This window comes from Rhodococcus sp. MPR-R1B (genome assembly GCF_058793255.1).
This window is the reverse complement of sequence record NZ_JBXAFO010000008.1, coordinates 200,074-225,153: the sequence shown is the minus strand read 5'-3', so window position 1 is coordinate 225,153 and position 25,080 is coordinate 200,074. Positions and strand designations below refer to the sequence as shown.

General features: G+C 64.0%; 25 protein-coding genes, 1 pseudogene and 1 riboswitch. Of the genes and pseudogenes, 10 read left to right on the top strand and 16 right to left on the bottom strand.

The genetic code is table 11. From position 1 onward, the window contains the following. Positions 1–238 precede the first annotated feature (238 nt). Genes AC1Q61_RS14200 through AC1Q61_RS14190 form a run of 3 tightly spaced genes read left to right on the top strand, consistent with a single transcriptional unit; the run spans position 239 to position 2,607 of the window. A complete protein-coding gene (locus AC1Q61_RS14200; protein ID WP_003945053.1) occupies positions 239–838 on the top strand; it encodes a peptide deformylase in 600 nt (199 codons plus the stop codon). 10 nt (positions 839–848) lie between these two features. Further along, positions 849–1,790, top strand: a complete 942-nt coding sequence (locus AC1Q61_RS14195; protein WP_462933123.1) for an N-acetylglutamate synthase, CG3035 family — start codon at positions 849–851, stop codon at positions 1,788–1,790. 16 nt (positions 1,791–1,806) lie between these two features. Then, complete coding sequence (locus AC1Q61_RS14190) at positions 1,807–2,607, top strand: exodeoxyribonuclease III (protein ID WP_042926198.1); 801 nt, start codon at positions 1,807–1,809, stop codon at positions 2,605–2,607. A gap of 44 nt (positions 2,608–2,651) precedes the next feature. Here AC1Q61_RS14190 and AC1Q61_RS14185 read toward each other — a convergent pair whose 3' ends face one another. Further along, positions 2,652–3,002 carry a GNAT family N-acetyltransferase gene (locus AC1Q61_RS14185; protein ID WP_003945052.1) on the bottom strand — a complete coding sequence of 117 codons (351 nt, stop codon included), beginning with the start codon at positions 3,000–3,002 and terminating at the stop codon, positions 2,652–2,654. 237 nt (positions 3,003–3,239) lie between these two features. Between AC1Q61_RS14185 and thiD the strand changes: the two genes are divergently transcribed. Beyond that, complete coding sequence (thiD, locus tag AC1Q61_RS14180) at positions 3,240–4,082, top strand: bifunctional hydroxymethylpyrimidine kinase/phosphomethylpyrimidine kinase (protein ID WP_003945044.1); 843 nt, start codon at positions 3,240–3,242, stop codon at positions 4,080–4,082. 18 nt (positions 4,083–4,100) lie between these two features. Here thiD and AC1Q61_RS14175 read toward each other — a convergent pair whose 3' ends face one another. The 7 genes from AC1Q61_RS14175 to thiO form a co-directional block, all read right to left on the bottom strand. After that, on the bottom strand, positions 4,101–4,952 hold the full coding sequence (locus AC1Q61_RS14175; protein WP_047268851.1) for an adenylate/guanylate cyclase domain-containing protein: 852 nt from the start codon (positions 4,950–4,952) through the stop codon (positions 4,101–4,103). A gap of 113 nt (positions 4,953–5,065) precedes the next feature. After that, positions 5,066–6,517 carry a M20/M25/M40 family metallo-hydrolase gene (locus AC1Q61_RS14170; protein ID WP_192712084.1) on the bottom strand — a complete coding sequence of 484 codons (1,452 nt, stop codon included), beginning with the start codon at positions 6,515–6,517 and terminating at the stop codon, positions 5,066–5,068. Positions 6,518–6,649: 132 nt separating this feature from the next. Continuing rightward, positions 6,650–7,420 carry an ABC transporter permease gene (locus AC1Q61_RS14165; RefSeq protein ID WP_003945038.1) on the bottom strand — a complete coding sequence of 257 codons (771 nt, stop codon included), beginning with the start codon at positions 7,418–7,420 and terminating at the stop codon, positions 6,650–6,652. Then, positions 7,420–8,409, bottom strand: coding sequence for an ABC transporter ATP-binding protein (locus AC1Q61_RS14160; RefSeq protein WP_058038516.1), 990 nt, complete (start codon positions 8,407–8,409; stop codon positions 7,420–7,422). The genes AC1Q61_RS14165 and AC1Q61_RS14160 overlap by 1 nt, the downstream gene beginning before the upstream one ends. Before the next feature lie 129 nt (positions 8,410–8,538). Next, the gene (locus tag AC1Q61_RS14155) at positions 8,539–9,291 is read right to left on the bottom strand and encodes a thiazole synthase (protein WP_007726857.1); all 753 of its coding nucleotides are present in this window, start codon (positions 9,289–9,291) and stop codon (positions 8,539–8,541) included. Further along, entirely contained in the window at positions 9,284–9,499 is a 216-nt protein-coding gene (gene thiS, locus AC1Q61_RS14150; RefSeq protein WP_003944402.1) for a sulfur carrier protein ThiS, read from the bottom strand. Before thiS ends, AC1Q61_RS14155 begins: the two co-directional genes overlap by 8 nt. Further along, positions 9,496–10,575, bottom strand: a complete 1,080-nt coding sequence (thiO, locus tag AC1Q61_RS14145) for a glycine oxidase ThiO (protein ID WP_003944311.1) — start codon at positions 10,573–10,575, stop codon at positions 9,496–9,498. The genes thiS and thiO overlap by 4 nt, the downstream gene beginning before the upstream one ends. Beyond that, positions 10,575–10,721, bottom strand: a riboswitch (TPP riboswitch). It overlaps the preceding gene by 1 nt. Positions 10,722–10,747: 26 nt before the next feature. Here thiO and thiE point away from each other — a divergent pair. Beyond that, positions 10,748–11,443, top strand: a complete 696-nt coding sequence (gene thiE / locus AC1Q61_RS14140) for a thiamine phosphate synthase (protein WP_003944422.1) — start codon at positions 10,748–10,750, stop codon at positions 11,441–11,443. A gap of 248 nt (positions 11,444–11,691) precedes the next feature. Continuing rightward, the gene (locus AC1Q61_RS14135) at positions 11,692–11,823 is read left to right on the top strand and encodes a hypothetical protein (RefSeq protein WP_003944354.1); all 132 of its coding nucleotides are present in this window, start codon (positions 11,692–11,694) and stop codon (positions 11,821–11,823) included. 92 nt (positions 11,824–11,915) lie between these two features. Here AC1Q61_RS14135 and AC1Q61_RS14130 read toward each other — a convergent pair whose 3' ends face one another. After that, positions 11,916–12,515 (bottom strand): NUDIX hydrolase, encoded by a 600-nt coding sequence (locus AC1Q61_RS14130; RefSeq protein ID WP_042925897.1) that lies wholly within the window; start codon positions 12,513–12,515, stop codon positions 11,916–11,918. A gap of 158 nt (positions 12,516–12,673) precedes the next feature. Here AC1Q61_RS14130 and AC1Q61_RS14125 point away from each other — a divergent pair, with 158 nt between their 5' ends. From AC1Q61_RS14125 to AC1Q61_RS14115, 3 genes and pseudogenes are all read left to right on the top strand, one after another. After that, entirely contained in the window at positions 12,674–14,035 is a 1,362-nt protein-coding gene (locus AC1Q61_RS14125) for a GlnX family signal transduction membrane protein (protein ID WP_042452116.1), read from the top strand. Positions 14,036–14,049: 14 nt separating this feature from the next. Continuing rightward, positions 14,050–15,036 carry a glutamate ABC transporter substrate-binding protein gene (locus tag AC1Q61_RS14120; protein WP_042925914.1) on the top strand — a complete coding sequence of 329 codons (987 nt, stop codon included), beginning with the start codon at positions 14,050–14,052 and terminating at the stop codon, positions 15,034–15,036. 7 nt (positions 15,037–15,043) lie between these two features. After that, a pseudogene (locus AC1Q61_RS14115) lies at positions 15,044–17,370 on the top strand (serine/threonine-protein kinase). 33 nt (positions 17,371–17,403) lie between these two features. Here the strand turns inward: AC1Q61_RS14115 and AC1Q61_RS14110 are convergent. The 6 genes from AC1Q61_RS14110 to AC1Q61_RS14085 all read right to left on the bottom strand — a co-directional run bounded on the left by AC1Q61_RS14110 (position 17,404) and on the right by AC1Q61_RS14085 (position 23,491). After that, complete coding sequence (locus AC1Q61_RS14110; protein ID WP_007726849.1) at positions 17,404–18,603, bottom strand: acetate kinase; 1,200 nt, start codon at positions 18,601–18,603, stop codon at positions 17,404–17,406. Then, the gene (pta, locus tag AC1Q61_RS14105; RefSeq protein WP_042452123.1) at positions 18,600–20,684 is read right to left on the bottom strand and encodes a phosphate acetyltransferase; all 2,085 of its coding nucleotides are present in this window, start codon (positions 20,682–20,684) and stop codon (positions 18,600–18,602) included. The genes AC1Q61_RS14110 and pta overlap by 4 nt, the downstream gene beginning before the upstream one ends. 146 nt (positions 20,685–20,830) lie before the next feature. Then, positions 20,831–21,844, bottom strand: a complete 1,014-nt coding sequence (gene fgd / locus AC1Q61_RS14100) for a glucose-6-phosphate dehydrogenase (coenzyme-F420) (RefSeq protein ID WP_003944371.1) — start codon at positions 21,842–21,844, stop codon at positions 20,831–20,833. Between the two features lie 95 nt (positions 21,845–21,939). Beyond that, entirely contained in the window at positions 21,940–22,287 is a 348-nt protein-coding gene (locus AC1Q61_RS14095; protein ID WP_003944317.1) for a YidH family protein, read from the bottom strand. Next, positions 22,284–22,757 (bottom strand): RDD family protein, encoded by a 474-nt coding sequence (locus AC1Q61_RS14090; protein ID WP_003944375.1) that lies wholly within the window; start codon positions 22,755–22,757, stop codon positions 22,284–22,286. The genes AC1Q61_RS14095 and AC1Q61_RS14090 overlap by 4 nt, the downstream gene beginning before the upstream one ends. Then, entirely contained in the window at positions 22,757–23,491 is a 735-nt protein-coding gene (locus AC1Q61_RS14085) for a hypothetical protein (RefSeq protein ID WP_042925894.1), read from the bottom strand. Before AC1Q61_RS14085 ends, AC1Q61_RS14090 begins: the two co-directional genes overlap by 1 nt. Positions 23,492–23,606: 115 nt before the next feature. On the opposite strand from AC1Q61_RS14085, the gene AC1Q61_RS14080 reads away from it, so the two are divergent. Further along, entirely contained in the window at positions 23,607–24,548 is a 942-nt protein-coding gene (locus tag AC1Q61_RS14080) for an alpha/beta hydrolase (protein WP_003944347.1), read from the top strand. Positions 24,549–24,578: 30 nt separating this feature from the next. Here AC1Q61_RS14080 and AC1Q61_RS14075 read toward each other — a convergent pair whose 3' ends face one another. Continuing rightward, positions 24,579–25,076, bottom strand: coding sequence for a nucleoside deaminase (locus AC1Q61_RS14075; RefSeq protein ID WP_073513513.1), 498 nt, complete (start codon positions 25,074–25,076; stop codon positions 24,579–24,581). Between the last annotated feature and the right edge of the window lie 4 nt (positions 25,077–25,080).

Sequence of the window (25,080 nt, the reverse complement as noted above, 5' to 3'; positions counted from 1 at the left end):
CCTCGACTGCTGTGCTCGGCGTCAGCGAGACTCGTATGCCCGGTGTTCTTTTTCCGACCGAATTCTCGCGGCCGTGAGTTTCCCGGTCCCCTGGCCCGAAGGTAACTCACAATTTCCCCCGCGGCCCACGTTCCGACCGAGCAACGAATTACATCGCTGTTCTTCAGCAACCATTGAACCATGATCGAGTGTGCGGGCCGTGATAACTACGCGGGCGCGCCGCACTATCCTTGTCCGCATGGCTATCCTCCCCATCCGAATCGTCGGCGACCCGGTACTGCACAAGGCGACAGAGCCGGTCACTCAGTCCCCGGCCGAGATCGCCGAACTGATCGCAGACATGTACGAGACGATGGACGCTGCCAACGGCGTCGGTCTGGCGGCCAATCAGGTCGGTGTTCCACTGCGAGTCTTCGTCTACGACTGCCCCGGTGACGACCGCAGCAGCGAGCGTCGACGCGGCGTCGTCGTGAACCCGGTACTCGAGACGTCCGAAATCCCCCAGACGATGCCCGACCCGGACGAAGACTTCGAGGGTTGCCTGTCCGTTCCCGGCGAGCAGTTCCCGACGGGTCGCGCCGATTGGGCGAAGGTCACCGGCACCGACGCCGACGGCAACCCGATCGAGGTCGAGGGCACCGGATTCTTCGCACGGATGCTCCAGCACGAGACCGGGCATCTCGACGGTTTCCTCTACACGGACGTACTGATCGGCCGCAACGCGCGCGCTGCCAAGAAGATCATCAAGCGTTCCGGTTGGGGCAAGCCCGGTCTGACCTGGACGCCGGGGACCGTCGACGATCCGTTCGGTCACGACGACGACGATTACGAAGACTGAGAATTCTGCTCTGAACGGCAACATTTCGATCGGTAGCCGGGTGGTTTTGCGATACAAGCTCCCACCCGGCTATTCGCATCCCATGACCGACGTCATCGGCATCCTCGAGGGCGCCGATCCCATCGCCGTTCGCGCCGGCGACGGTCGGCTGGTCCAGGTCTCCGCCGATCAGGTGATCGCGCTCAAGAGTCTCTCGGCCCGCCCGATTCGCATCGGCGAGATTCGAAACCTCGAAACGGCTGCTGCGGCGGCGTGGCCGGGGGTCGAGCGGGCGTGGATCGACGGTTGGTTGCTGCGCGCCGGTCACGGTGTCACCGGTCGCGCCAATTCGGCTTTGCCGCTCGGTGGTGCGGGGGCGGTTGCCGGCTTCGACGCGAGCACCATCGAGCGGATACGCCAGTGGTTCGGTGACCGCGGACTGCCGACCCTGCTGCTCCTCCCCGATCGACTCGGCACCGCTCCGGACGGGTGGAGCAGCGAGAAGGAAACCATCGTGATGGCCGCCGATCTGGGCAATGTCACGCTGCCGCTCGGTCCTCCGGTCACCTCGTTCGCCGACCGCCCCGACCACAACTGGCTGTCGATGTACGACACCCACGGCGATCCGGCGTACGTCGAGGCGGTCCTCACGGCTGTCGTGGGCACTGCAACTTTCGGCGCGATCGGAAACACCGACACGACGCTTGCCATCGGGCGCGCTGCGCTCACCGAGGCACCCGACCACAAACGCTGGGTAGGACTGACCGGCATTCACGTCGCCCCTGAACACCGTCGTCACGGAATCGGGTCGCTGATCTGCGGAGATCTACTCTCCTGGGGTCGTGAGAACGGTGCGACGCACGCGTACCTCCAGGTTTCGGCGGACAACTTCGCGGCGATCGCGCTCTACGAGCAGCTCGGATTCGTCGAACACCACCGCTACCGATACGCCACCGATCCTGTCGGCGGCTGACGCTAGGCTTGCCCTCGTGCGCATCGCTACCTGGAACGTCAACTCCGTCCGTGCCCGTACCGACAGGATCATCGACTGGCTCGGTCGATCCGACGTCGACGTCCTGGCAATGCAGGAAACCAAGTGCAAGGACGAGCAGTTTCCGTACGAACGCTTCAAGGAAATCGGCTACGAGGTCGCCCACGTCGGGTTGAGCCAGTGGAACGGTGTCGCCATCGCTTCCCGCGTCGGCTTGGACGACGTGCAGATCGGATTCGAGGATCAGCCCGGATTCGACAAGGATCCCGAGGCAGACCCGGTCCGCGAGGCACGTGCGATCGGTGCCACCTGCGGCGGTGTGCGGGTGTGGAGCCTGTACGTCCCCAACGGCCGTGAGCTGGAAGACCCGCATTACGCCTACAAGCTGGATTGGCTGGCCAAGCTGCGCGACGACGCGGAGGGCTGGCTCAAGCAGGATCCCGACGCGCAGATCGCCCTGGTCGGCGACTGGAACGTCGCTCCCACGGACGACGACGTGTGGGATCCCGCTTTCTTCGAGGGCAAGACCCACACGTCGCAGCCGGAACGAGCTGCGTTCACCGCCTTCACCGAGTCCGGGTTCGCGGACGTAGTTCGCCCGTACACACCCGGTCCCGGCGTGTACACGTACTGGGATTACACGCAGCTTCGCTTCCCGAAGAAGCAGGGTATGCGAATCGACTTCATCCTCGGCTCACCGGCATTCGCAGCACGCGTCGAGGCGGCCGAGATCGATCGAAACGAGCGAAAAGGCAAGGGCGCCAGCGATCACGCTCCGGTGATCGTGAATCTCGGGTGATCGTGAATCTCGGAGCCTGATCGTCTGTTTGCACCCTCGGGCTTCTAGTCCTCGACGAGCAGTTCCAGATACTCGGGATGCTCGCCGAGGTACCGCTGAACATAGGTACACACGGGCCGTACCGACCATTCACGTTCACGGGCGCAGTCCATTGCGAACTGCACGAGTACGGCTGCCAGTCCCTGCCCGCCGTACTCCTCTTTGACAACGGTATGCATGTACGCAACCACGTCGCCCGCTTCGGCTCCGCTCCCCGAAATCTCGTCTTCGTCGCGGTATCCGAGGATGCCGACCAACTCGTCGTCGGAGAGCAGTTCGAATCGTTCGTGCGACGGATTGTCCACGAGCGTGACTTCCGGTGAGGTTCCGGTTTTCGAATTTTCGATGTCGTTCATTGCGGCGACCTCCACGGCACGATGTGCACCTGCGCGATCGGCGACAGCTGCGTTCGCACGCTCTCCATAACTGTGATCCATGCCACTCATAGAATCAGCTACCGACGACGCTGTCCCGGGTTCGACCAATTTTTGCACCGGGAACGACCGGATCGCAATCGCAGTTCGCGCCGTCGTTCCCGCGAGAGGTGGGACCGAGCTGCCGTTTCCCCAGGTCCGATCGGTAGGCTCGTCGTCGTGAAGCTGCTGCCCCTGACCCCCGCCGGACAGACCCCGATTCGGGCATTGACCATCGCCGGAACCGACTCCGGTGGCGGAGCCGGCATTCAAGCCGATTCCCGCACGATGGCGATGTGCGGAGTGCACGCCTGCGTGGCCGTCGCCGCAGTGACGGTCCAGAATTCGGTGGGAGTCAGCGGATTCCACGAGATTCCGCCGGAGATCGTCGCCGACCAGGTGCGCGTCGTGGTCTCGGACATCGGCGTCGGTGCGGCGAAGACGGGAATGCTCGCGTCGACGACGATCATCGAAGCGGTGGCCGCGGTTGCCGCCGAGGTTGGGATCGGCCGCGACCGTCCGATTCCGCTCGTGGTCGACCCGGTGTGCGCGTCGATGCACGGCGATCCGCTGTTGCACGAAGAAGCTCTCGACGCGGTCCGCAACACCTTGATTCCGGCAGCCACGGTGGTCACTCCGAACCTCGACGAGGTTCGGTTGATCACCGGTATCGAGGTCGTCGACGACAAGAGCGCCCGCCAAGCGGCAGAAGCGCTGCATGCGCTCGGCGCTCAATGGTCCATCGTCAAGGGTGGCCACCTTCGTACTTCGGAGTTGTCCACCGACCTGTTGTTCGACGGCGACCGTTTCCTCGAATTCAGCAGTGCCCGGATCGACACCGGCAACGATCACGGCGGCGGAGACACGCTGGCTGCTGCGATCACTTGCGCTCTCGCACACGGCTATTCCGTTCCGGACGCGGTGGCGTTCGGCAAGGAGTGGGTGACCAAGTGCCTCGAGGCGTCGTACGACCTCGGCGCGGGACACGGTCCGGTGTCCCCGCTCTGGCGGCTCCAGGTCTAGCGCTCGAGGTCCAGGGCGCTAGTTCCGGCGTACGCGCCAGATTCCCAGGTCGACGGGAACCCCGTTGGGCGTCGTGGCGAAAAACCCTCGTCGCCATGGCCGGATCGTGAGATCGAGATCCTCCAGGGTGCCGGCTTCGAGTTCCTCGAGAGTGGTCGCCGACATCATGACGTTTCCGTCGCCGCCCAAGCCCATCATCCGGGCGGCGATGGTCACGTCGACGCCGAGCCAGTCGTCACCGATCTGACGCGGGGTACCCGTGTGTAGGCCGACGCGCATGCGCGGGGTGTATCCGTCGAGATCGACTTCCGCGAGCGCGTCCTGCGCGGTGAACACCGCCTTCAAAGCCGCATCCGGGCGAATGAACACTGCCATCAGACCGTCGCCCATCCGTTTGACGACGTGTCCGCCGTTGTCGGTGATCGGAGTTTCCACGGCCTGCGCCACCGCACGCAGAAGGGTCAGCGTCGCGCCGTCACCGGCTGCGAGCGACCAGGTGGAGAAGCCCACCAGATCGGTGAAGACGATGGTCAGTTCTTGATCCCCGCGGCCGCGGCCCATCTTTTCCAGCGCTGCCTGCCAGACCTGCAGTGCTCCGAGGCTCACTTCGCGAGTGGCTGCCGGTTTCTGATCGAGCAATCTGTCAGCGACGCGGGCCACGGCGCGGGCACCGCCGGGGCCGGCGAGCGAGAGCGGGTCCCCGAACCCGGGATCGCCGGGTAATGCCCGCCTGAGCCGCCGTAGCGCATCGATGAGCTGCTGTCGACGGTTCAGTTCTGCCGCAGAATTCAAGACGACGTCGACGACGCCTCGAACCGAGGAGGAAGAAGCACCTGTCGTGTCGGTGTTCTCCGGGGACAGATCAGCCATAACTCAAGCGTAACTCAGAGTTACAGACAGTGTGCTGCCGCGGTTCTCGCACAGTGGCCTCCTGGTCGCTCGCGCAGTCGATCATTCGGTCAGTCGATCATTCGGTCAGTCGATCATTCGGTTCTGGCCTGTGTCCGGGCATCGCCGACGGGAACTCCGTTCGGCCCGCTCAAATCCTGGGCATACGTCGCAACTCCGAAGGCTACTGCAGAAGCGTTGGCAGCGAGCGCTTCGCGATCGATGTTCGCGAGGTTGTCCTGGGCACTGTGGTAGTTCGGGTCGAAGGTCTCCTCCGCTTCTCCGCCCCACTTCTCGGCCTGTGCCGGCGTCTTGCGCTCGTCCGCGCCGCTGAACACTCCGCCCGCCGGGATTCCGATCTCGATGAACGGGCCGTAGTCGGAACGCCCGTCGAAGTCCGTTCCGTCCGCCGCAATCCCCCGATCGGCAAGGAAGTCGACGAAGGTGCGCTCGATGCCCGCCGACCCCTCGGGCCCGGGCCCCTCCCCCACGGCGTCCGAGTTGTCGCCGTCGTAAGCCAGGTATCCGGCGTTGGGCGAACCGAGCATGTCGAAATTCAGGTACAGGGCGATGTCGGCCCGTTCCTGATCGCTCAGACCCTCGACGTAGCGGGTGGAGCCGACCAATCCCACTTCTTCCGCTCCCCAGAAAGCGAAACGCACGGCATTTTCGATGCTCGGTGAGCTTCCCATCTGCAGCGCGGTTTCCAGTACGGCTGCGGTACCGCTTCCGTTGTCGTTGATTCCGGGACCTTCCGGCACGCTGTCGAGGTGGGCGCCCACGACAACCACGTTGTCGGTCGCGCCGGTCTTGGTCTGTGCAATCACGTTGCGCGACTTCGTCGTTTCCGTCGACGTGTCGAGAATCAGCGTGAGGTCTCCGGGCGCTGCGGCAAGAGCCTCGCCCGACGCCTTGCTCACCCCGCCGGTCGGGATGCGGGCGTCTTCGGGTTCACCCAAGGTTGCCCCGCCCAGCATCGCGTCCTCGTTGTTGGCAACCAACAACGCTGCCGCGCCGCGGTCAGCGGCGATCTTCTGCTTGTCGCCGAACGGGCACACTCCGCGGGTGACCAGCACGATTGCACCGTTCACGTCGCGGCCGTCGTAGTCGGTGGCCTCGCAACCGGGGGTCTCGTCGGCGGGAATCGCCACCAGACGCGCCGTGATTCCGGTCGGTCCCGTGGAGGTGGAATATGTCAGCGCCCGCACCGGAACATCGGAGCCGTCAGCGGCTTTCAGGGATTCGGTGCCGGGATCGAAGGAGCTGAAGTCGAATTCCGGGGTGCTGACCTCGAAACCCTTGTCTTCGAGCAGGTTTGCCACGTAGTCGACACTGGCGTCATAGCCGGGGGTACCGGCCGATCGATTGCCCTCGTTGTTGGCGGCGATCTTCTCGAGTTGCTCCAGATGCCCGGTCACGGCGTCGACCGTGACGGTCTCGGAGAATGCAACCGGGTCTGTCGGGACGGCCGCTTCACTTCCCGACGAGCATCCACTCACCACGAGTGCTCCAGCCATTGCGACCACAACCACACCGAAGAGTCTCATCTTCGGAGGATATCGGCCGAAGCACAGGAAAGGGACCCAGTACGAATGGTTTTTCGTACTGGGTCCCTACTCTGCTGTCACTCCTGGTTCTCGGTAGGTCTCCCGACAACACCTACCGAGGGAGCGACAAGATCAGGCGTCGCGACGATTCACGATGACGATACTTGCTCCGAAAATCACCAGAACGAAGGCCGCGAAGTAGATCAGGCTGCCCCAGGGTCCCCAGTGGAAATCAAGGCTTCCGCCGCCAGGGCTGAGGAAGTGGTTTGCATTCGCGAACGGCAGGAACGGAGTGATCTTCTCGCCGACACTGCCGAACAGTCCGAACAGGCTCTCGATGAGCAGCGGCCAGAGCAGGAGCAACGCAATAGCGCCGGCCGACTGACGGATGATCGATCCGACGCCGACGGCGAGGATCACACACAGGAAGGCGTAAACCGGAATGCCGTAGATCGCACGCCAGTCATCGCCGGTCGACAGGGTCAGACCCGTGCTGGCCTCGGAACCGGCCATGGCCTTGGCCACCGCGTAGGACCCGAAAGCGAGGACAAACGTCAGCACCGCCCCGAAGGCACCGATGAGGCCGGCTTTGGCGATCAGAACCGAGGCACGGTTCGGAACGGCCTGGAAGGTGGTGCGGATGGTCCCGAAGCGGTACTCACTGGTGACCGCGAGGGCCGCCATGATCATGAGAACCATGATTCCGAAACCCGAGATGCCGGCCGTGGCAACGGCGGTGTCGAGGTCCGGTGCTCCCTGGACGTCGGAGGACGTCAGAGCCGACTTGGCAACCGCGCCCATGATGGCCGCGAAGCCGAGCGCGAGCACGACGATGATGACCGAGCACCACAGCGGCGACTTGGTCGTGGTGATCTTGATACGTTCAGCACTGAGAACAGCCATTACAGTGCACCTCCCATAGCCTGCTGCGTGTTTGCCTGCTGTGTATTTGCGTGGTGTGCACCGACACCCGGATCGATACCGGATGCGTGGTACTGGACATCGTCCCCGGTCAACTTCATGAACGCATCCTCGAGCGACCCCTGCTGAGAAGCCAACTCGTACAACACGATCCCCTGCGAACCAGCCAAACCACCGATCACATCGGTGGTCGAATCCACCACCACCAATGCCGGGGCAACACCGGAACCGTCTTCACGCACCGTCAGCCCCTGCGAGAGCAACACACTGCGCAACGCATCGAGCTGAGGGCTGCGCACCCGCACCGTCGACTCCGACGAACGATCCACGAACTCCGCGACCGTCGAATCCGAAATCAACCGACCCCGACCGATCACCACCAACTGCTCCGCCGTGAGCGCCATCTCCGACAGGAGGTGACTCGACACCAACACCGTGCGGCCCTCGGCCGCCAACCGCTGCATGAACTTACGAATCCAGACGATGCCCTCCGGATCGAGACCGTTGACCGGCTCGTCGAACAACAACACCTTCGGATCCCCCAACAACGCACCCGCCAACCCCAGACGCTGCGACATACCGAGCGAGAACCCGCCGGCCTTCTTGCCCGCCACCTCGGACAATCCGACCAACCCGAGCACCTCGTCCACGCGGGACTTCGGGATCCCGTTCGAAGCAGCCATCCACTGCAGATGCGCACGCGCACTGCGATTGGGGTGCACCCACTTCGCATCCAACAACGCACCGACAGTCCGCAATGGCGTCTTGAGCTCGCGGTACGGCTTGCCCTCGATCAACGCCGCACCCGACGTCGGCTGATCCAAACCCAGGATCATCCGCATCGTCGTCGACTTACCGGCACCGTTCGGGCCCAGGAAGCCCGTCACGATGCCCGGCTTGACCGTGAACGACAAATCGTCCACCGCTTTCGTCGGTCCGTAAACCTTGGTCAATCCCCTCAGTTCAATCATGAGGAGAACTTTGCCCTACCGGCAATGACCAGCACATCGGCCACAGGTCTAGTTCCGAGTGGTACTCAGGTAGGACACGAAGCCGGACAATCCGGGCATAACCCTGAGAAAACACCCGGAAATGGTCCGTCAGGACGATGCTTGGGCCCAGAACCGCTTGGGAATCCGGCCGGCGTGACGCGCTTCGAAACCTGCTACCACTGCGTGCCGCATCGCCGACGCCATCAACGCGGGATTCTTGGCCCGCGTCACCGCTGTCGCAAGTAGGACGGCGTCGCAGCCCAACTCCATGGCAAGGGTGGCGTCGCTGGCCGTTCCGATTCCGGCGTCGAGGATGACGGGCACGCCGGCGCGCTCGACGATCATCTCGATATTGTGCGGATTCGCGATACCCAGCCCTGTCCCGATGGGTGAACCGAGCGGCATGACTGCCGCGCAGCCGACCTCTTCGAGGCGAAGCGCCAGCACCGGATCGTCCGTCGTGTACGGCAGGACGGTGAATCCGTCGTCCACCAATTGTTCTGCGGCGGAGACGAGTTCGATTGCGTCGGGCAGCAGAGTCCGCTCGTCGGCGATGACTTCGAGTTTGACCCAGTTCGTCTCGAGCGCTTCGCGTGCCAACTGCGCCGTCAGGACCGCTTCGGCGGCGCCCCGACACCCGGCGGTGTTCGGCAACGGTTCGATTCCGAGGCGACGAAGCAGGTCCAGAACGCCGGTGCCGCCTGCCGCGTCGACTCGCCGCATCGCGACGGTGGTCAGTTCGGTACCGGAGGCGACAAGCGCTTCCTCGAGCACCGCAAGGTTGGCGGCGCCGCCTGTCCCCGTGATGAGCCGGGAACCGAAACTGCGGCCCGCGATAGTGAGAAGGTCCTGCTCAGCCACCCTGCACCGCCGTGAGGATCTCGATTTCCCAACCACGTCCGACGGATTCGTCCCAACGCCCGCGAGGAAAGAGCGCACCGTCGACGGCGACGGCGATGCCTTTGCTCGGCAACTCGAGGTGCGTCAGAAGTTCGGTCACCGTGACTGCTCGATCGAACTCGAGATCTTCGCCGTTGACGGTGATCCCGATCGGGACCTGCTCACTCATGAATTTTCCTTAGCTACTGCGAACCGCTCGGGTTCGGTTCCTTTTACCTCGACCAAAGATGTGCCGTTCAGCAACGCGACCGTCGCATCGGCGGTGACGGGCGTCAGCAGGACCCCGTTGCGGCCGTGCCCGGTGGAGACGACAACACGATCGGACACGCGCCCGATCAACGGCAGGTTGTCCGGCGTCATCGGACGCAGACCTGCCGCGCACTCGTACAGTTCGTATTCGCCGATCGCCGGCATCAGGGCCTCGGCATCGTTGATCAGGTCCCGTACGCCGGCCATCGTGACCTGTGTATCCTCGCCGGACTCGTATTGTGTTGCGCCGACGACGATTCCGTCACCGCGCGGGACGAGGTAGGCGGGCCGCCCGTGGACGCTTCCGCGGATGGTGCGGCTGGGCGCCGGGGTGACTCCAGGCCTACTGCGCAAGCGAAGGATTTCGCCCTTGACCGGGCGTACCGGTAGCCCGGGCCACAGCTTGGGTGACGCGATACCGGCGGTGAGCACTATCTGATCGGTATCGAGTTCGGCGAGGTCGTCGACGGCCCGCGCGATCAATTCGACGCCGGATTCCGCACAGGCCTTCTGCAACGCCGCCAGCAGAAGTCTGTTGTCGACGGCGGACTCACCAACAGCCATCAACCCCGACCGGATGCCCCGGCCCAGCATCGGTTCGAGTTCACGGATGCGCGCGCGACCGAGAACTTCGAGTTCGTGCCCCTGCGAGCTCACCCACTCGGCGATGGTCTGCAGGTCCTGCGCGTCGGCAGCGTCGAGTGCAACCGTCAGCGAGCTGTCCGCGGTGAAGACCGATTGCCCGAATTTTCCGAGTTCCTCACCGAACGTCGGCCACCGTTCCAGGGACGCTGCACCGATTGTCAACGCGGTTTCTTCACCCGGCCAGCCTTCGGAAAGCGGGGCAAGCATTCCGCCCGCCACCCACGAAGCACCTGATCCAATGGACGGGTCGTACAACCGAACGGCCCACCCGTCGCGGGCTGCTCGCCACGCGATAGCGAGACCGATGACACCGCCGCCGACAACCGACACCGTACGAGCGTGTGTACTCACGAAACTCCACCTCCACTTCCTGCGCCGGCATGATCCGGGTCAGGTCTGACGGTCGGGATCTGGTCGCGATCCCCTCTCAGCCCTACGAACCTCGCAGTCACGACAAAAAGTGACGACGACGTTTCAGGACTCCCGTGTCGAACCTTGCTCCCTAGAGGCTACCGTTTGCTCCGTGCACCCCACACATCCCAGTAACGACATCGACCGGCGCGAGCGCCTGGCAGCAGCACGGCTGTACCTGTGCACCGACGCGCGCCGCGAGAAAGGCGACCTCGCGCAGTTCGCCGAGGCAGCATTGTCCGGCGGAGTCGACATCATCCAATTGCGTGACAAAGGCTCTGCCGGTGAGCGCGAGTTCGGCCCGCTCGAGGCCAAGGACGAACTGGTGGCGCTGGGCATTCTCGCGACCGCAGCGCGACGCCACGGCGCATTGTTGGCCGTCAACGATCGCGCGGATCTCGCGATGGCTTCCGGCGCCGACATCCTCCACCTCGGCCAGAACGACATTCCCGTCCCCTACGCGCGAACCGTTGTCGGTGAAGACGTAGTCATCGGCCGTTCGACGAGCAGTCGCGCGCAGGCGAGTCTGGCCGCCATCGAAGAGGGCGTCGACTACTTCTGTACCGGGCCGGTCTGGGCGACACCGACCAAACCGAATCGAAGTGCGTCCGGTTTGGAACTGGTTCGATCGACCGCCGACGCCGCACCGCCGCGGCCCTGGTTCGCGATCGGCGGCATCGACGAGGAACGTCTGCCAGAGCTGCTCGATGCCGGCGCCACGCGCATCGTCGTCGTGCGTGCAATCACGCAAGCATCGGATCCCCAGGCGGCCGCGCAACGCCTCGCCGCAGCCGTCGCTGGGCGCTGAAAGCCGGTAACTGGCGTTCGTCAAGTGTTTGCCGGGCGATTTCCGCACAGTTACGGGTCAGCACGCCTGACTCGAATTGTGAACGGAAGTTGTCCGATCAGACAACAAACTCCCAGTTCCTAGGTGCGATTGGATGTCCGAAAAGTCGGATTAAGTGATCTTGCTCACAGTTGCTTCGATTGCGTGTCACATCCCATTCGGTTTGTTGTAGTTTACCTCCAGTTACTAACTGAACCTAGGAGCACTAAATGGGATCCCTCGACACCGGCTCGCTCAGCACCGAATCGCTCGAAGACCTGAACCTCGGCAAGATCAGCGAGCTGCTCAAGCTCGGTATCACCGCGGTCAGCTTCATCACGGCGCTGAACTCGCTCAGCTGAGCCTCGTTTCGGTCGACGACCGAAACACCGAAGGGCCGGACTCCCGCGGAGTCCGGCCCTTCTGCTGTGTATGAACTGTGAAGACTCGAGTGCTACGACTGCGTACTCGACGCCTCGGACAGGTTCTGGTCACTGCCTGACTGCTCACTGCCTTGGTGGGAACTACCCGACAACCATCCGAATCCGCCGTCCTCGAGCACGACGGTGTGCGGATCGCCGTCCACGGCCACAACAGGCTCGGTCCGGAGGTCGGGCCATGAGGAACCGAAGCCCGGATGCAGCGGCAGTGAGTCGACGTCGGCTTCGCGTACCCACCGCAACTCGGTGCTCTCACCATTGGCAACCGTCGACAGTGGATGCGCCGCGTCAGCCACGACGGTGGTGTAAGTCCACCCGCTCTCGGCGCGCATCGTCACTACTTCCCCGCGGACACGGACGGCGTCCTCGGCGATACCTGCTTCTTCGTGTGCTTCCCGGACGGCAGCGTGCGTCGTGCTCTCGTGTGAGTCCCGCGCTCCGCCGGGCAGTGCCCACGTTCCGCCCTGATGGCTCCACGCCGCACGATGCTGCAGCAAGACCATGGGTGATCCGTCCGAATCGGGGGCACGCAGAAGCAGTCCTGCGGCTCCGTGTTTACCCCAATGCCGAGTACCGTCCGATCCGATGGACCAACCGTCACCGTCACCACGCATCGACTACCTCGCTCCGCCTGCTCTCGCCGTTGTCCCACACTAACCGTTTCAATCTGCTCCAGGTGTAGGTGATGCTTATATGCTCGCGAAGATGCCCTGAATCATTTCTCGGCGGCATCATTTCTCGGTAGCCCGCCTACAGCGAAGTGAGGTGCTCGATGGTCGACCGTGTCGTCCCGTCCATCGAACCCCGGTCGCTGCCGCCCTCCGAGGCCACATCAGTGTCGGCGGAGGACGAGCAGGCACTTCTGCGGCGCGAACTGCAGGCCTTCATGTCCTCGACGCCTGGCCGGTTGACCGTCGTCGGACTGATCCTGATCGCGATCACTTTGATCGCCGGACTCCTCGCCACCGCAGCGATCGAGAACCGCCAGGCGAACCTCGACCTCCTCCTCGTCGAAACCGAGCCTCTCGCCAACTCGGCCCAGAATCTCTACAGTGCGTTGTCCTTGGCAGACGCCGCCGCGGCCACCGCCTTCATCTCCGGCGGCCTCGAACCCGCCGAAGTCCGCGACCGATACACGCAGTCGATCGGTGAGGCCTCTGCGGAGATCGTCCAGGCGTCGGCCGGTCTCGACTCGACCGATCTTGCCGGTCACAGCGCGTTGACCACAATCTCGACCGACCTCTCCGTCTACACCGGGCTGGTCGAAACTGCACGGGCGAACAATCGCGTCGGAAACCCGGTCGGGGCAGCATATTTGAGCGAGGCCTCGCAGTTGATGCAGACCTCGCTGCTGCCGATGGCCCAGCAACTGCACGCCTCGCAGGAGACGCTGGTCTCCCAAGTACAGCGCGATTTCGAGACTCCACCGTGGTGGCCGATCGTGGCGTTCGTCTTCGTGCTGTGCGCGCTGGTGGCGACACAGATGTACTTCTCCCGCAAGAGTCGCCGACGCTTCAATCTCGGGTTGATCCTTGCCTCGCTCGCGGTCGCTGCAGCTCTGCTGTGGCTGCTCACGGTCGGACTGGTCTCCGCACTGGCCACCGGGCGCGCGCTCGACGCCGGGGCCGAGCCACTGCACGAACTGACCGAGGCACGAATCATGGCGCAGCAAGCACGCACCGTGGAAACCCTCACGCTGGCGAGGCGGGATTCGACCGCCGAGGACAACGTGACGTTCACCCGCAAGGTCGATGCTCTGCGGGACATCCTCGAGGGCCTGCAAAGCGACGAACGCGCCCGAGTGAACAGCGAAGTGCTGACCGCCGCACTCGACTCGCGCCAGCAGTGGGTGGCTGCGCACACGCGCATGTACGACCGTCTCGGAAACGGCGACTTCACGTCCGCCGCAGCCATCACCATCGGCGCCGGAGAACAGGATTCGGCCGCGGAGTACGGAAAGCTCGATCACGAACTCTGGCAGGGAATCGTGGATTCGCGCACGAATCTTCGGTCCGACGTCTCGTACGCCTCCCGGGTGTTGGCTGCCTCTGCACCGGGCATGTCTGTATTGGCAGTTCTCGGAGTTGCCGGAATCTTCATCGGATTCTGGCCTCGACTGCGGGAGTATCAGTGACGGGAGTACCGGTGATGCGGAGGAAGAGCCCGGCCGTATGTGTCGCGGTTCTGGCAGCGGCCATGCTGATGCTCGCCGGTTGCGGTGCGGATCGAGCCGAAGACTTGGACAACGCAGGCGCCACGTCGTACACGGAACCGCCGCTGCCGGCCGAGGCCACCATCGCTCCCAGCCCGACACCGACGACTACCGCGTCGTGCACCAACCTCACCGCGAGCCTGCGGCCCACCCCCGCAGACGCATCTCCGCAGCCACCCACGCCGAGCCTCGACGCCATCCGCGCCCGCGGGCGGCTGATCGTGGGCCTGGACACCGGTTCCAACCTCATGAGCTTTCGCGATCCGGCCACCGGGCGCCTCGAGGGTTTCGACGTGGACATCGCCCGCGAAATCGCCCGAGATCTGCTCGGTGACCCGGAGAAGATCGAGTACCGAATCCTGACGTCGGACGATCGGATCGCCGCACTCCAGGAATCGATGGTCGACGTGGTCGTCAAGACCATGACCATCACGTGCGAGCGGCGCGAGAAGGTCGACTTCTCGACGCAGTACTTCTCCGCTGAACAACGAATTCAGGTCTTGCAGGGGTCATCCGTCCGCGGCATCGACGACCTCGCAGGCAAGCGGGTCTGCGCTGCCCGGGGAACGACCTCGGCGACTCGAATCCAGCAACTCCAACCCGAAGCCACCGTCGTCACCGTCCCGATGTGGTCCGACTGCCTCGTCGTCCTCCAGCAGGGGCAGGTGGACGCGATCAGCACCGACGACACGATCCTCGCGGGCCTCGCCTCGCAAGACCCGTATCTGATGATGGTCGGTGGCTCACTGGGCGTCGAACCGTACGGAATCGGAGTGAACAAGGACAACCCCGACTTGGTCCGATTCGTCAACGGAACACTGGATCGGATCCGGAGCGACGGGACCTGGAACCGTATCTACGACCGCTGGCTCAGCGTCCTCGGTCCTTCGCCCGGTCCCCCGCCGGCCGTCTACCGGGATTGAGGCTGACATGACCGAAGAAACCGGCCCCGAGCCCGACGCCACGCAGGCTTCCATGCGTCCCGAACCCGAAGCCACCGGCGCCTACGAGCGGCCCGAGCCCGAAGCCACCGGCGCCTACGAGCGTCTCGAGCCGACTTCAGCGCAGATACGGGGTACCACGCCCTCCGCATCCTCCTCCCCGACCGGCCGCTCCACTCGATCCCGCCGCAGCCGGTCGGGGCGAAAGCTACGTCTCGGCGGCGGCCTGGTCGAGGTTCCCCCCGTCCCGCAGATCGACCCCGCATCTGCGGTGATGAGTGACCCGACCGTCCCCGAGCGGAAACGGTTCTGTTGGAAATGCAACGAACCAGTCGGTCGTAAGAGCGCAAGCACCAAGGCAACTCAGCACGGCACCTGCCCCAAGTGCGGTTCCACTTTCGACTTCCGTCCACTCCTCGAAGAGGGCGAATTGGTGTCCGGTCAGTACGAGGTTCAAGGGCCCATCGCGCACGGCGGCCTGGGATGGATCTACCTCGCGATCGATCGCAATGTCAGCGACAGGTGGGTAGTTCTCAAGGGGCTCTTGCATTTCGGTGATTCCGAAGCGCAAGCCGTTGCGGTGGCCGAGCGTCAGTTCCTCGCCGAGGTCGCCAACCCCAGCATCGTCAAGATCTTCAACTTCGTCGAGCATCCGCGCCCGGACGGCACACCCATGGGGTACATCGTCATGGAGTACGTGGGTGGGCGATCATTGCGCGAGGTGCTGGCCGAATTCCCGGACGGCAAGCACATGCCGATCGAGCAGGCAATCGGCTACGTACTGGAAATCCTTCCGGCGCTGAGCTATCTGCATTCTACCGGCCTGGCCTACAACGACCTCAAACCCGAGAACGTGATGGTCACCGAGGATCAGTTGAAGCTGATCGATCTCGGCGCCGTGTCCGGAATCGAAGACTACGGGTACCTGTACGGTACCGCCGGCTATCAAGCACCCGAGATCATCGAGACCGGTCCGACCATCGCCTCCGACATCTTCACCGTCGGAAGAACACTCGCGGTTCTCACCCTCGACATGCCCTCGAAGCACGGACGGTACCTCGACGGCCTTCCCGAACCGGAGGACGAGCCACTATTGCGCGACCACGAGTTCTTTCACCGTCTACTGCTACGCGCCACCGACCCGGATCCGAAGAAGCGATTCCAGTCCGCCGAGGAAATCGCGGGACAACTCACCGGCGTTCTGCGAGAAATCCTCGCCGAGCAGACCGGGCAGGAGAATCCCGGACTCTCGCTCGTGTTCAGCAGGCAGCGAACGTCTTTCGGCACCGATGAATTGGTCGGGCAAACCGATGTGTACGTGGACGGTGTCAGCCACGACGCCGCTCTCGATCCGCGCGAAGTTGCGCACGCACTTCCCATTCCGTTGGTCGACCCCACCGATCCCAGCGCGCCGTTGCTGGCAGCGGCGGTGCACAGCGAACCGTCTCAGACTCTCGATGCTCTCAAGCATGCCCGCGAGAACGGAATCGACCGAACGTCGGGCACACCCGCGGCCGCCGTCTCGGGCGAAGTTCGACTGGCCGAGGCCAAGGCTCATCTCGATCTCGGTGATCCGGAAACCGCACTGACAGTTCTGGGCGAACTCCAGCAGAACATCGGGGACCACTGGAAGATCGAGTGGTATCGAGGACTTGCGGCGTTACAACTGGACCGATTCGAGCCCGCTTTCAGTCACTTCGAGGCAGTTCTCACCGCACTGCCCGCGAGGCTGCCCCCAAGCTGGCGTTGGCAGCGACGGCAGAACTGATTCTCCAGCACTGGGAGAGCGACGACCCGGACCAATGGTGCCGCTTCTCCGAGAAGTACTACCGCACCGTCTGGCGGACCGAACGAAACTACGTGAGCGCAGCATTCGGGCTCGCCCGACAACTCGCCGATCACGGCAACAAGAAGGCAGCCATCGCCGCCCTCGACGAAGTACCCACGTCTTCCCGGCACTACAACGTCGCACGGATGTCCAGCGCTCTGACGATGCTGTCCGGCGTTCCGATCGCCGAACTCGACGAATCGACTCTGCGGGAAGCCGCCCGTCGTGTTCGGGCGCTACCTGCTGAAGAGAGCCGAAGCCTGCAGATGCGAACCCTGGTGTTGGGCACGGCACTCGATTGGATTCGCTACGGCAATCGCTCGCACACCGAACTCGAACCCATCCTCGACCTGCCCTTCACCGAGCAAGGTCTGCGCACCGGAGCCGAAGCCTGCCTTCGCGCCCTCGCTCGCGCCACGACCTCCCGCACGCACCGCTACGCCCTCGTGGACCGGGCGAATGCGGTGCGTCCGCGCAGCAATTTCTGACGGACGCCCCGAGGTTTACAGTGCTGCAGAAACCTACAGTGCGGCCACCAAAGCCTTCGCCGCGCGGGCGATCGCCAACTCCTCGTTGGTGGGGACCACCAGCACCTCGACGGCCGACGAGGATGCGGAGATACGACGCTCGTCGCGACTCTTCGCCTCGTTGAGAGCCGGATCGACCTCGATACCGAGACGGGAAAGCCCGGCCAGGCTGTCGCGTCGTACGTCGATGTTGTTCTCGCCAACACCGCCGGTGAAGGTGATGACGTCGACGCCACCGAGTTGAACGATGAAGGCGCCGATGTACTTACGGAGCATGTGTACGTAAACGTCGTACGCAAGTTGTGCGTCTTGGTCGCCGCCCTCGATCAGTGCGAGCAGGGCACGGAAATCGTTGACTCCCGACAGTCCCTTCAAACCGGAGCGCCGGTTGAGGAGGTCGTCGATCTCGTCGACCTTCATTCCCGAGTTGCGATTGAGGTGCAAGATGATGCCTGGGTCGATGTCGCCGCTGCGGGTGCCCATGACAAGACCCTCGAGCGGGGTGAGGCCCATCGTGGTGTCGATGGCCTTGCCGCCCTTGATTGCCGAGGCCGAAGCGCCGTTTCCGAGGTGCAGGACTATCTGATTCAGCTCGGCGGGATCCTTGCCGAGGAACTCCGCGACCCGTCCAGACACGTATTCGTGTGAGGTCCCGTGGAAGCCGTACCGGCGAATCTGGTTGGCCTTGGCCACATCCCGATCGATCGCATAGGTGGACGCCGCCGCGGGCAGTGTGTGAAAGAAGGCAGTGTCGAACACTGCGACGTGCGGAACGTCGGGCAGTTCCTCGCGCGCCACCTCGATACCGATCACGTTGGCCGGATTGTGCAGCGGCGCAAGGTTCGACAAATCCGCGATGGCTTTCACGACGCCGTCGTCGATGAGAGTCGGCGAATAGAAGATGTCACCACCGTGCACGACTCGGTGACCGACTGCGATGATTCCGGCCTCACTCAGCGGCCGCCCGACCTCGGCGACGATGTCGAGCACCATCTTCAGACCTGCGCGGTGATCGGCGATCGGAAGGCTCCGGTCTTCGACTCCGGTGCGGTGGTTGTAGACGATGTGGCCGTCGGGCTCACCGATGCGCTCGATGAGACCGTGTGCCACCGATTCCGCCGTATCCGGATGCACGAGTTGAAATTTGATGGATGACGAGCCGGAATTGATGACCAGTACGGTGCCGTCGCTCACGCTTGCGCTCCCTGTGCCTGTATTGCCGTGATAGCCACGGTGTTGACGATGTCCTGGACCAACGCTCCACGCGAGAGGTCGTTGACCGGCTTGTTCAGTCCCTGCAGAACCGGCCCGACGGCGATAGCACCGGCGCTACGCTGCACTGCCTTGTACGTGTTGTTGCCGGTGTTCAGGTCCGGGAACACGAACACCGTTGCTTTGCCCGCCACCAGCGAATCCGGCATCTTCTTGTCGGCGACACTCTGCTCGACGGCGGCGTCGTACTGAATGGGCCCTTCCACCAACAGATCCGGTCGACGCTCGCGCACCAAAGCGGTCGCGGTGCGAACCTTGTCGACGTCGGCTCCGCTGCCCGAATCCCCGGTGGAGTACGAGAGCATCGCGATGCGCGGATCGATCCCGAACTGCGACGCCGTCTGTGCGGACGAGATCGCGATGTCCGCCAACTGCTCCGACGTCGGGTCCGGAACCACGGCGCAGTCACCGTAGGAGAGAACGCGGTCGGCCAGGCACATCAGGAAGATGCTCGAGACCGTCGAGACACCGGGGGCGGTCTTGATGATCTCGAACGAGGGCCGGATCGTGTGAGCGGTGGTGTGGGCGGCACCGGAGACCATGCCGTCGGCAATTCCCAAGTGCACCATCATCGTTCCGAAGTACGAGATGTCGGCGATCACCTCGCGGGCCCGCTCGATGGTCATGCCCTTGTGAGCACGCAGCGCGGTGTATTCCTGTGCGAAGCGCTCGGTGTACTCGGACTGCGCGGGTGCGAGTACCTGCGCGCCGCTGATGTCGACGCCGAGTTCCGCTGCGCGTCGACGCACACTGGGTTCGTCACCGAGGATCGTCAGGTCGGCAACCTGGCGCTGCAGCAGCCGGCCGGCCGCGCGCAGGATCCGGTCGTCGTCACCCTCAGGCAGGACGATGTGCTTGCGGTCGCGTCGAGCGCGGTCGATGAGCTTGTACTCGAACATCTGTGGGGTCACGACCGACGGAATCGGCAGTGCCAGTCGGTCCATCAGGACGTCGGCGTCGACGCGCTGTTCCATCAAGCTCAACGCGGTGTCGACCTTGCGCTGCGAACCGACTGCCACGCGTCCGCGGGTTTGGGCTGCAGCGCTTGCGGTGTCGAAGGTACCGAGGGTTGTCGTCAGGATCGGAAGACGCTGTTTGAGGCCGGCCATCAACGCTGCGATGGCTGGGTGCGGCGTGATTCCGCCGTTCATGATGATGCCCGCGAGCGACGGAAATCCTTCCGCCTCATGTGCATTGAGCAACGCGAGCAGTACGTCCGAGCGATCGCCCGGTGCGATGACGACCATTCCCTCGACCAGACGCTCGAGGATGTGCTCGGCGGTCATGCCGCCCACCATCACCTTGAGCGCTTCGCGGTGCAGCAGTTCCGGGTCACCCGAGTACAACTCGCCGCCGGTGGCTTCCATCAACTCGGCCATCGTGGGTGAGACGAGCAACGGAATCTCCGGCAGGCTCCACGTCGGAACACCGATGTCGGACAGCGCTGCGGTGACCTCGTCGAGCTTGTCGGGATCGCAACGATTGGCGACGACGGCGAGCAGATGAGCGTGGTTGGCGGCCAACTCGGCGGCACACAGATGCGCGAGCTGGGCGACCTCCTCGACACTGCGCCGAGCGCCGCGTACCGCCAGCAGAACCGGCGCGCCGAGGTTCACGGCGATGCGGGCGTTGAAGCTCAGCTCGCTCGGGCTTGCTACGTCGGTGTAGTCACTTCCGATGATGACGACGGCGTCGCACTGCTCGGCCACGGTGTGGTACTTCGCGACGATGTCGGCCAGCGCGGCTTCAGGATCGGCGTGAACCTGCTCGTAGGTGACGCCGAGTGCGTCGGCGTAGGAGAGATCGGCGGTGGTGTGCTCGAGCAGCAGTTCGAGGATGTAGTCGGTTTCCTCGGTAGAGCGGGCGATCGGGCGGAAGACACCGACCCGGGCGACGGTCGCGCACAGCATCTGCAGCACGCCAAGCGCGATGGTGGATTTTCCGGTGTCACCTTCAGGAGAGGCAACGTAGACACTCGACACGGCAGCGGGCGCTTCTGGCATGCCCAACAGCCTAGTGTGGGCCGCCGCCCACCTTGCCACTGATCGTGGTCACGCTCACGCTCGTGCCGACAACCGGCGGCTACGAGAAAGACGAACGGTGCCTGCCACACGTCGAGTGGCAGACACCGTTCAGTTGATCTCGAGGATCAGCCCAGAGCACGCAAGCGAGGCGCGAGGTCACGCTCGAACAGTTCGAGGAACCGGCGCTGATCATGGCCCGGTGCGTGGAACACCAGGTGATTGAGACCGGCATCGACGTAGGCCTTGACCTGCTCGACGGCGTCGTCCGGATCGGAAGCGACGATCCAGCGCTTGGCCACCTGCTCGATGGGCAGAGCGTCGGCAGCGGCTTCCATTTCGATCGGATCCTCGATGCTGTGCTTCTGCTCCGGCGTCAGGGACAGCGGAGCCCAGAAGCGGGTGTTCTCGAGCGCAGCCTCCGGATCGGTGTCGTAGCTGATCTTGATCTCGATCATCTTGTCGATGTCGGCGACGTCGCGCTCGGCCTTGGCTGCGCCCTCGGCAACGGCTGGAAGCAGCTTCTCGGTGTAGAGCTCCATGCCTTTTCCGGAGGTGCAGATGAAGCCGTCACCGGCACGTCCCGCGTATCGGGCGACAACGGGTCCGCCGGCCGCGATGTACACGGGAATGCCTCCCTCGGGAACGTCGTAGATCGACGCGCCACGAGTGGTGAAGTACTCGCCTTCGAAGTCGACACGATCGCCCAGCCACAGCTCACGCATCAACCGCACGGACTCACGCAGCCGCGCGAAGCGTTCTTTGAACTCGGGCCACTCGCCCTGGAAGCCGGTGGCGATCTCGTTGAGAGCCTCACCGCTGCCGACGCCGAGCATGATGCGTCCCGGGTAGAGACATCCCATCGTCGCGAACGCCTGAGCGATGACTGCCGGGTTGTAGCGGAACGTCGGCGTCATCACGGACGTGCCGATCTGCACGCGCTCGGTGCGCTCACCGACGGCGGTCATCCAGGCGAGCGAGAACGGTGCGTGGCCACCGTTGTGGCGCCACGGCTGGAAATGATCGCTCACCGCAACGGAATCCATGCCGTGCTGCTCTGCCAGAACTGCCAGCTCTACCAGTTCGCGAGGGCCGAATTGCTCAGCCGATGCCTTGTATCCGAGCTTGAGTTCCTGCGCCACCGTGCACTCCCTTGTCGTCTGTTTCGTTTACTTCTCTGACATGCTTCACGTTCTTTGCAGACTATCCAGACACCGCTCGGACTTCTCTGCGTATCTCAGCGAGCGAGGCTGGTGACCACCGTTGCCACGCCGGCTGCGACGGCAACCCCGGCCAGTGCCAGTGCAAACAGCCACAAGGCGTGCGGTTCCGGCATCGCCGCTCCGTCCTCGAGCGCCTTCTTCACCTGTAGCCAGCGTCGCATACCTACCAGTGCGGCCGCCGCCGCGAGTGCGATCAGGGTCAGACCGAGAGTCGTGCGAACCCACCCGGTACTCCATTCCGGTACCAATTGGACGACGGCGATGCCTCCGGCCAGCAGGGCGAGTGAGCTACGCATCCAGGCGAGGAAGGTGCGCTCGCTGGCAAGGGTGAAGCGCTCGTCCGGGCGGTTCGGTTCACTCATGCGTGCTCACCTCCGTGCGGTGCCACCAGATCCGGGTCCTGACGCCAGTCGTAGACGACCTCGGTGCGCAGAACGATGTCCTGCAACGAACGTCGTCGTCGATCGACCGCCGACCACAGCAATCCGAAGGCGAAGAGCACGCAGAGCACCGCACGGATGAAGGCCAACGGCCAGCGCACGAGGCGATGCCCGGACGTGATCACCCGCAGCCCCATCACGAGGGACCCGACGGTCCGACCGGTGGTCGCCCAGCAGGCGGTCAGATACGCCACCGAGACACCGAGAAATGCCGTCGTGGACAGGAAGATTCCCGGTTCCGAGAAAGTGAAACTCTGTGGCGAGAAGAGCAGTCGGACGAAGGCGAAGCCCACGTACACGGAACCCATCAGGAGCAGGACGACGCCCAGGTCGATCAGTCCGGCGAGTCCACGGGTGACGATGCCGGCTGGGCCGGAACTCTCCTGGGCCACTAGCGTTCGCCTGCGTTCGTCTTCGGATCGGTCTCTGTCGACGGTTTATCTGATGACGGTTTATCTGATGACGGTGCGTTGTCGCGGCCGAAGAGTCGCCCGACGAAGCCGGCGACAGCGTCGTCCGCCTGCATGCCCTGCACTCGAGCTCCGTGCACGGCTTCCGTGGAGAGTGAACCGGTCGATTCACGAATCATCTGGGGCAGGTCGACGCCCTCGATGACCTGGTCGGCGATCTTGACGAGGTCGATGCGGTTGACCTGGCGTTCGAGGTCGACCGTGTCGACTATCCCGTCGAGATCGAGGCGATCGATCACCGCTTTGACGTCGAGGCGGCTTGCGATCTCGTCCACGTCGACCCGGTCGATGATCGGTTCGAGCGAGACCCGTTCGGCAATCTTGTCCACGTCGATGTTCTCGGCGATCTTGTCGATGTCCACGTGGTCGACGACGATCTTGGTGATGTCGACTTCGGACAGAGCAGCGTCGACGACAGCTTTGATCACCGTCCGCAAGGTCGAGTCGGCGAACTCCACGGTCGAGTGCATCGCTTCCGTGCCGCGAGTGGTGACCTGGGTGATCGCGCCGTCGAGTGCGTCACCGACGACAGGGATCCGCTGCACGGAATCAAGTGCGAGACCAGCGGTTCTGCGCGCCGCACCAGCCGTGATCGCGGCCAGCCCGAAGGCCAGCCGAATCACGTCGGATTCGGGGTGGTGCGACTGCGATCCCACGCAATTGTCTCCATCTTCTTATACGACTGTTACCCGGACATTCGTCACTCCTCTTCGCATTGTGCCACTGTTGGAAGGCACAAATACGCTGTCCGGCTTGCGCCTGGGGGGAAATATGAAGACACGTCGTTTCACGGTTCGGCTGACGATGGCGGTGGCCATGGCCGCCGGCTTTCTCGGCCTCAGCGCGCCGACCGCGAGCGCGGATTCCGTGGTCAGTCGCATCGACGTCTACTCCCCCTCGATGGACCGCTGGATCGCCAACGACGTGATTTCGCCGGCCGGAGGAGGCCCGGCCCCGACCTTCTATCTGTTGACCGGTGTCGGCGGCGGCGAGGACGGGATCTCGTGGTTCAACAACACCGGAGTTCGTGACTTCTTCGACGACAAACACGTCAACGTGGTCATGCCGGTCGGCGGCAAGTTCAGCATGTACACCGACTGGAACGCCGACGATCCGGTGCTGGGCCGTAACAAGTGGCAGACGTACCTCACCAAGGAACTACCGGCGGCGGTCAACGCTCGGTACAACACGACCGGTGTCAACGCACTCGGCGGTGTGTCGATGGCAGGCGGACCGGTTCTGGACCTCGCGATCCAGTCGCCGGGCACCTACCGCGCAGTCGGCTCGTACAGCGGCTGTCCGCGCGCCGGCGACCCGCTCGGCCAGGCAGCGGTGCGCTCGATGGTCGAGATACTCGGCGGCGGCAACGCGGCCAACATGTGGGGGCCGTGGGGTAGCCCGCAGTGGGCGGCGCACGACCCGTTGATCAACGCCGAGAAACTGCGTGGCACAGCGCTGTTCATCTCGACCGGCAACGGCCTCCCCGGCCCGGTGGACGGAATCAACTCGCTGGCGATGGCCGCCGGCGTCGTTCCCGGCGCGGTCCTCGAAGGCATCACCAACATGTGCACCGCTGCCCTGCAGGGGCGATTCGGTCAGCTCGGCATTCCCGCGACGTTCAGCTTCCGACCCGAAGGCACCCACACCTGGGGGCTCTTCGAAGCCGACATGCGCGCGTCGTGGCCGATGATCGCGGGCGCTATCGGGGCGTGAGCCTCACGGCCCTCCTTACAAGCCATGGCGTCAGGTGAGACTGCGCGCCCAGTCCCGCATCCCGGCGGGGCCAGTGCCGGTGGCGTATTCAGCGAACAGATTTCGCGCTTCGTCACGGCGGATGCCGCCGAGGACTTCACGCGGCTTACGGAAAAACGGAAGTTCCACAGGCGGCGCCCACAGCTGCACGAGTTCCGCCGCACCGTCGTTCGGGGATTCGAGAGCGAACCACACCCGGGTCACGCCGAGCGTGATCGCGGCACCCATACACATGAGACATGGTTCGAGATTGACCGCCAATGTCAATTCACCGGACGCTCGAGTGAATCCGAGAGCCTCGTCGGCCTGCAAGAGCGCTTGAAGGTCCGCATGGACTACCCGTCGGCCGAGTGCCCGTTCTTGCGTATACGCCCGCCCGAGCACACGGTCGTCGTCGAACACGACTGCGCCGATCGGCATCTCCCCGAGCTCCATGCCCTCACGCGCTACGTCAAGAGCAACCGCAAGGGCATCTCGAGGTGAAAACATCACT

Coding starts and splice junctions, on each gene's coding strand:
- AC1Q61_RS14200 (WP_003945053.1), top strand. CDS start 239: ATGGCTATCCTCCCCATCCGAATCGTCGGCGACCCGGTACTGCACAAG.
- AC1Q61_RS14185 (WP_003945052.1), bottom strand. CDS start 3,002: ATGAACGACATCGAAAATTCGAAAACCGGAACCTCACCGGAAGTCACG.
- AC1Q61_RS14175 (WP_047268851.1), bottom strand. CDS start 4,952: ATGGCTGATCTGTCCCCGGAGAACACCGACACGACAGGTGCTTCTTCC.
- AC1Q61_RS14170 (WP_192712084.1), bottom strand. CDS start 6,517: ATGAGACTCTTCGGTGTGGTTGTGGTCGCAATGGCTGGAGCACTCGTG.
- AC1Q61_RS14165 (WP_003945038.1), bottom strand. CDS start 7,420: ATGGCTGTTCTCAGTGCTGAACGTATCAAGATCACCACGACCAAGTCG.
- AC1Q61_RS14160 (WP_058038516.1), bottom strand. CDS start 8,409: ATGATTGAACTGAGGGGATTGACCAAGGTTTACGGACCGACGAAAGCG.
- thiS (WP_003944402.1), bottom strand. CDS start 9,499: ATGAGTGAGCAGGTCCCGATCGGGATCACCGTCAACGGCGAAGATCTC.
- AC1Q61_RS14135 (WP_003944354.1), top strand. CDS start 11,692: ATGGGATCCCTCGACACCGGCTCGCTCAGCACCGAATCGCTCGAAGAC.
- AC1Q61_RS14130 (WP_042925897.1), bottom strand. CDS start 12,515: ATGCGTGGTGACGGTGACGGTTGGTCCATCGGATCGGACGGTACTCGG.
- AC1Q61_RS14125 (WP_042452116.1), top strand. CDS start 12,674: ATGGTCGACCGTGTCGTCCCGTCCATCGAACCCCGGTCGCTGCCGCCC.
- AC1Q61_RS14120 (WP_042925914.1), top strand. CDS start 14,050: ATGCGGAGGAAGAGCCCGGCCGTATGTGTCGCGGTTCTGGCAGCGGCC.
- pta (WP_042452123.1), bottom strand. CDS start 20,684: ATGCCAGAAGCGCCCGCTGCCGTGTCGAGTGTCTACGTTGCCTCTCCT.
- AC1Q61_RS14095 (WP_003944317.1), bottom strand. CDS start 22,287: ATGAGTGAACCGAACCGCCCGGACGAGCGCTTCACCCTTGCCAGCGAG.
- AC1Q61_RS14080 (WP_003944347.1), top strand. CDS start 23,607: ATGAAGACACGTCGTTTCACGGTTCGGCTGACGATGGCGGTGGCCATG.
- AC1Q61_RS14075 (WP_073513513.1), bottom strand. CDS start 25,076: ATGTTTTCACCTCGAGATGCCCTTGCGGTTGCTCTTGACGTAGCGCGT.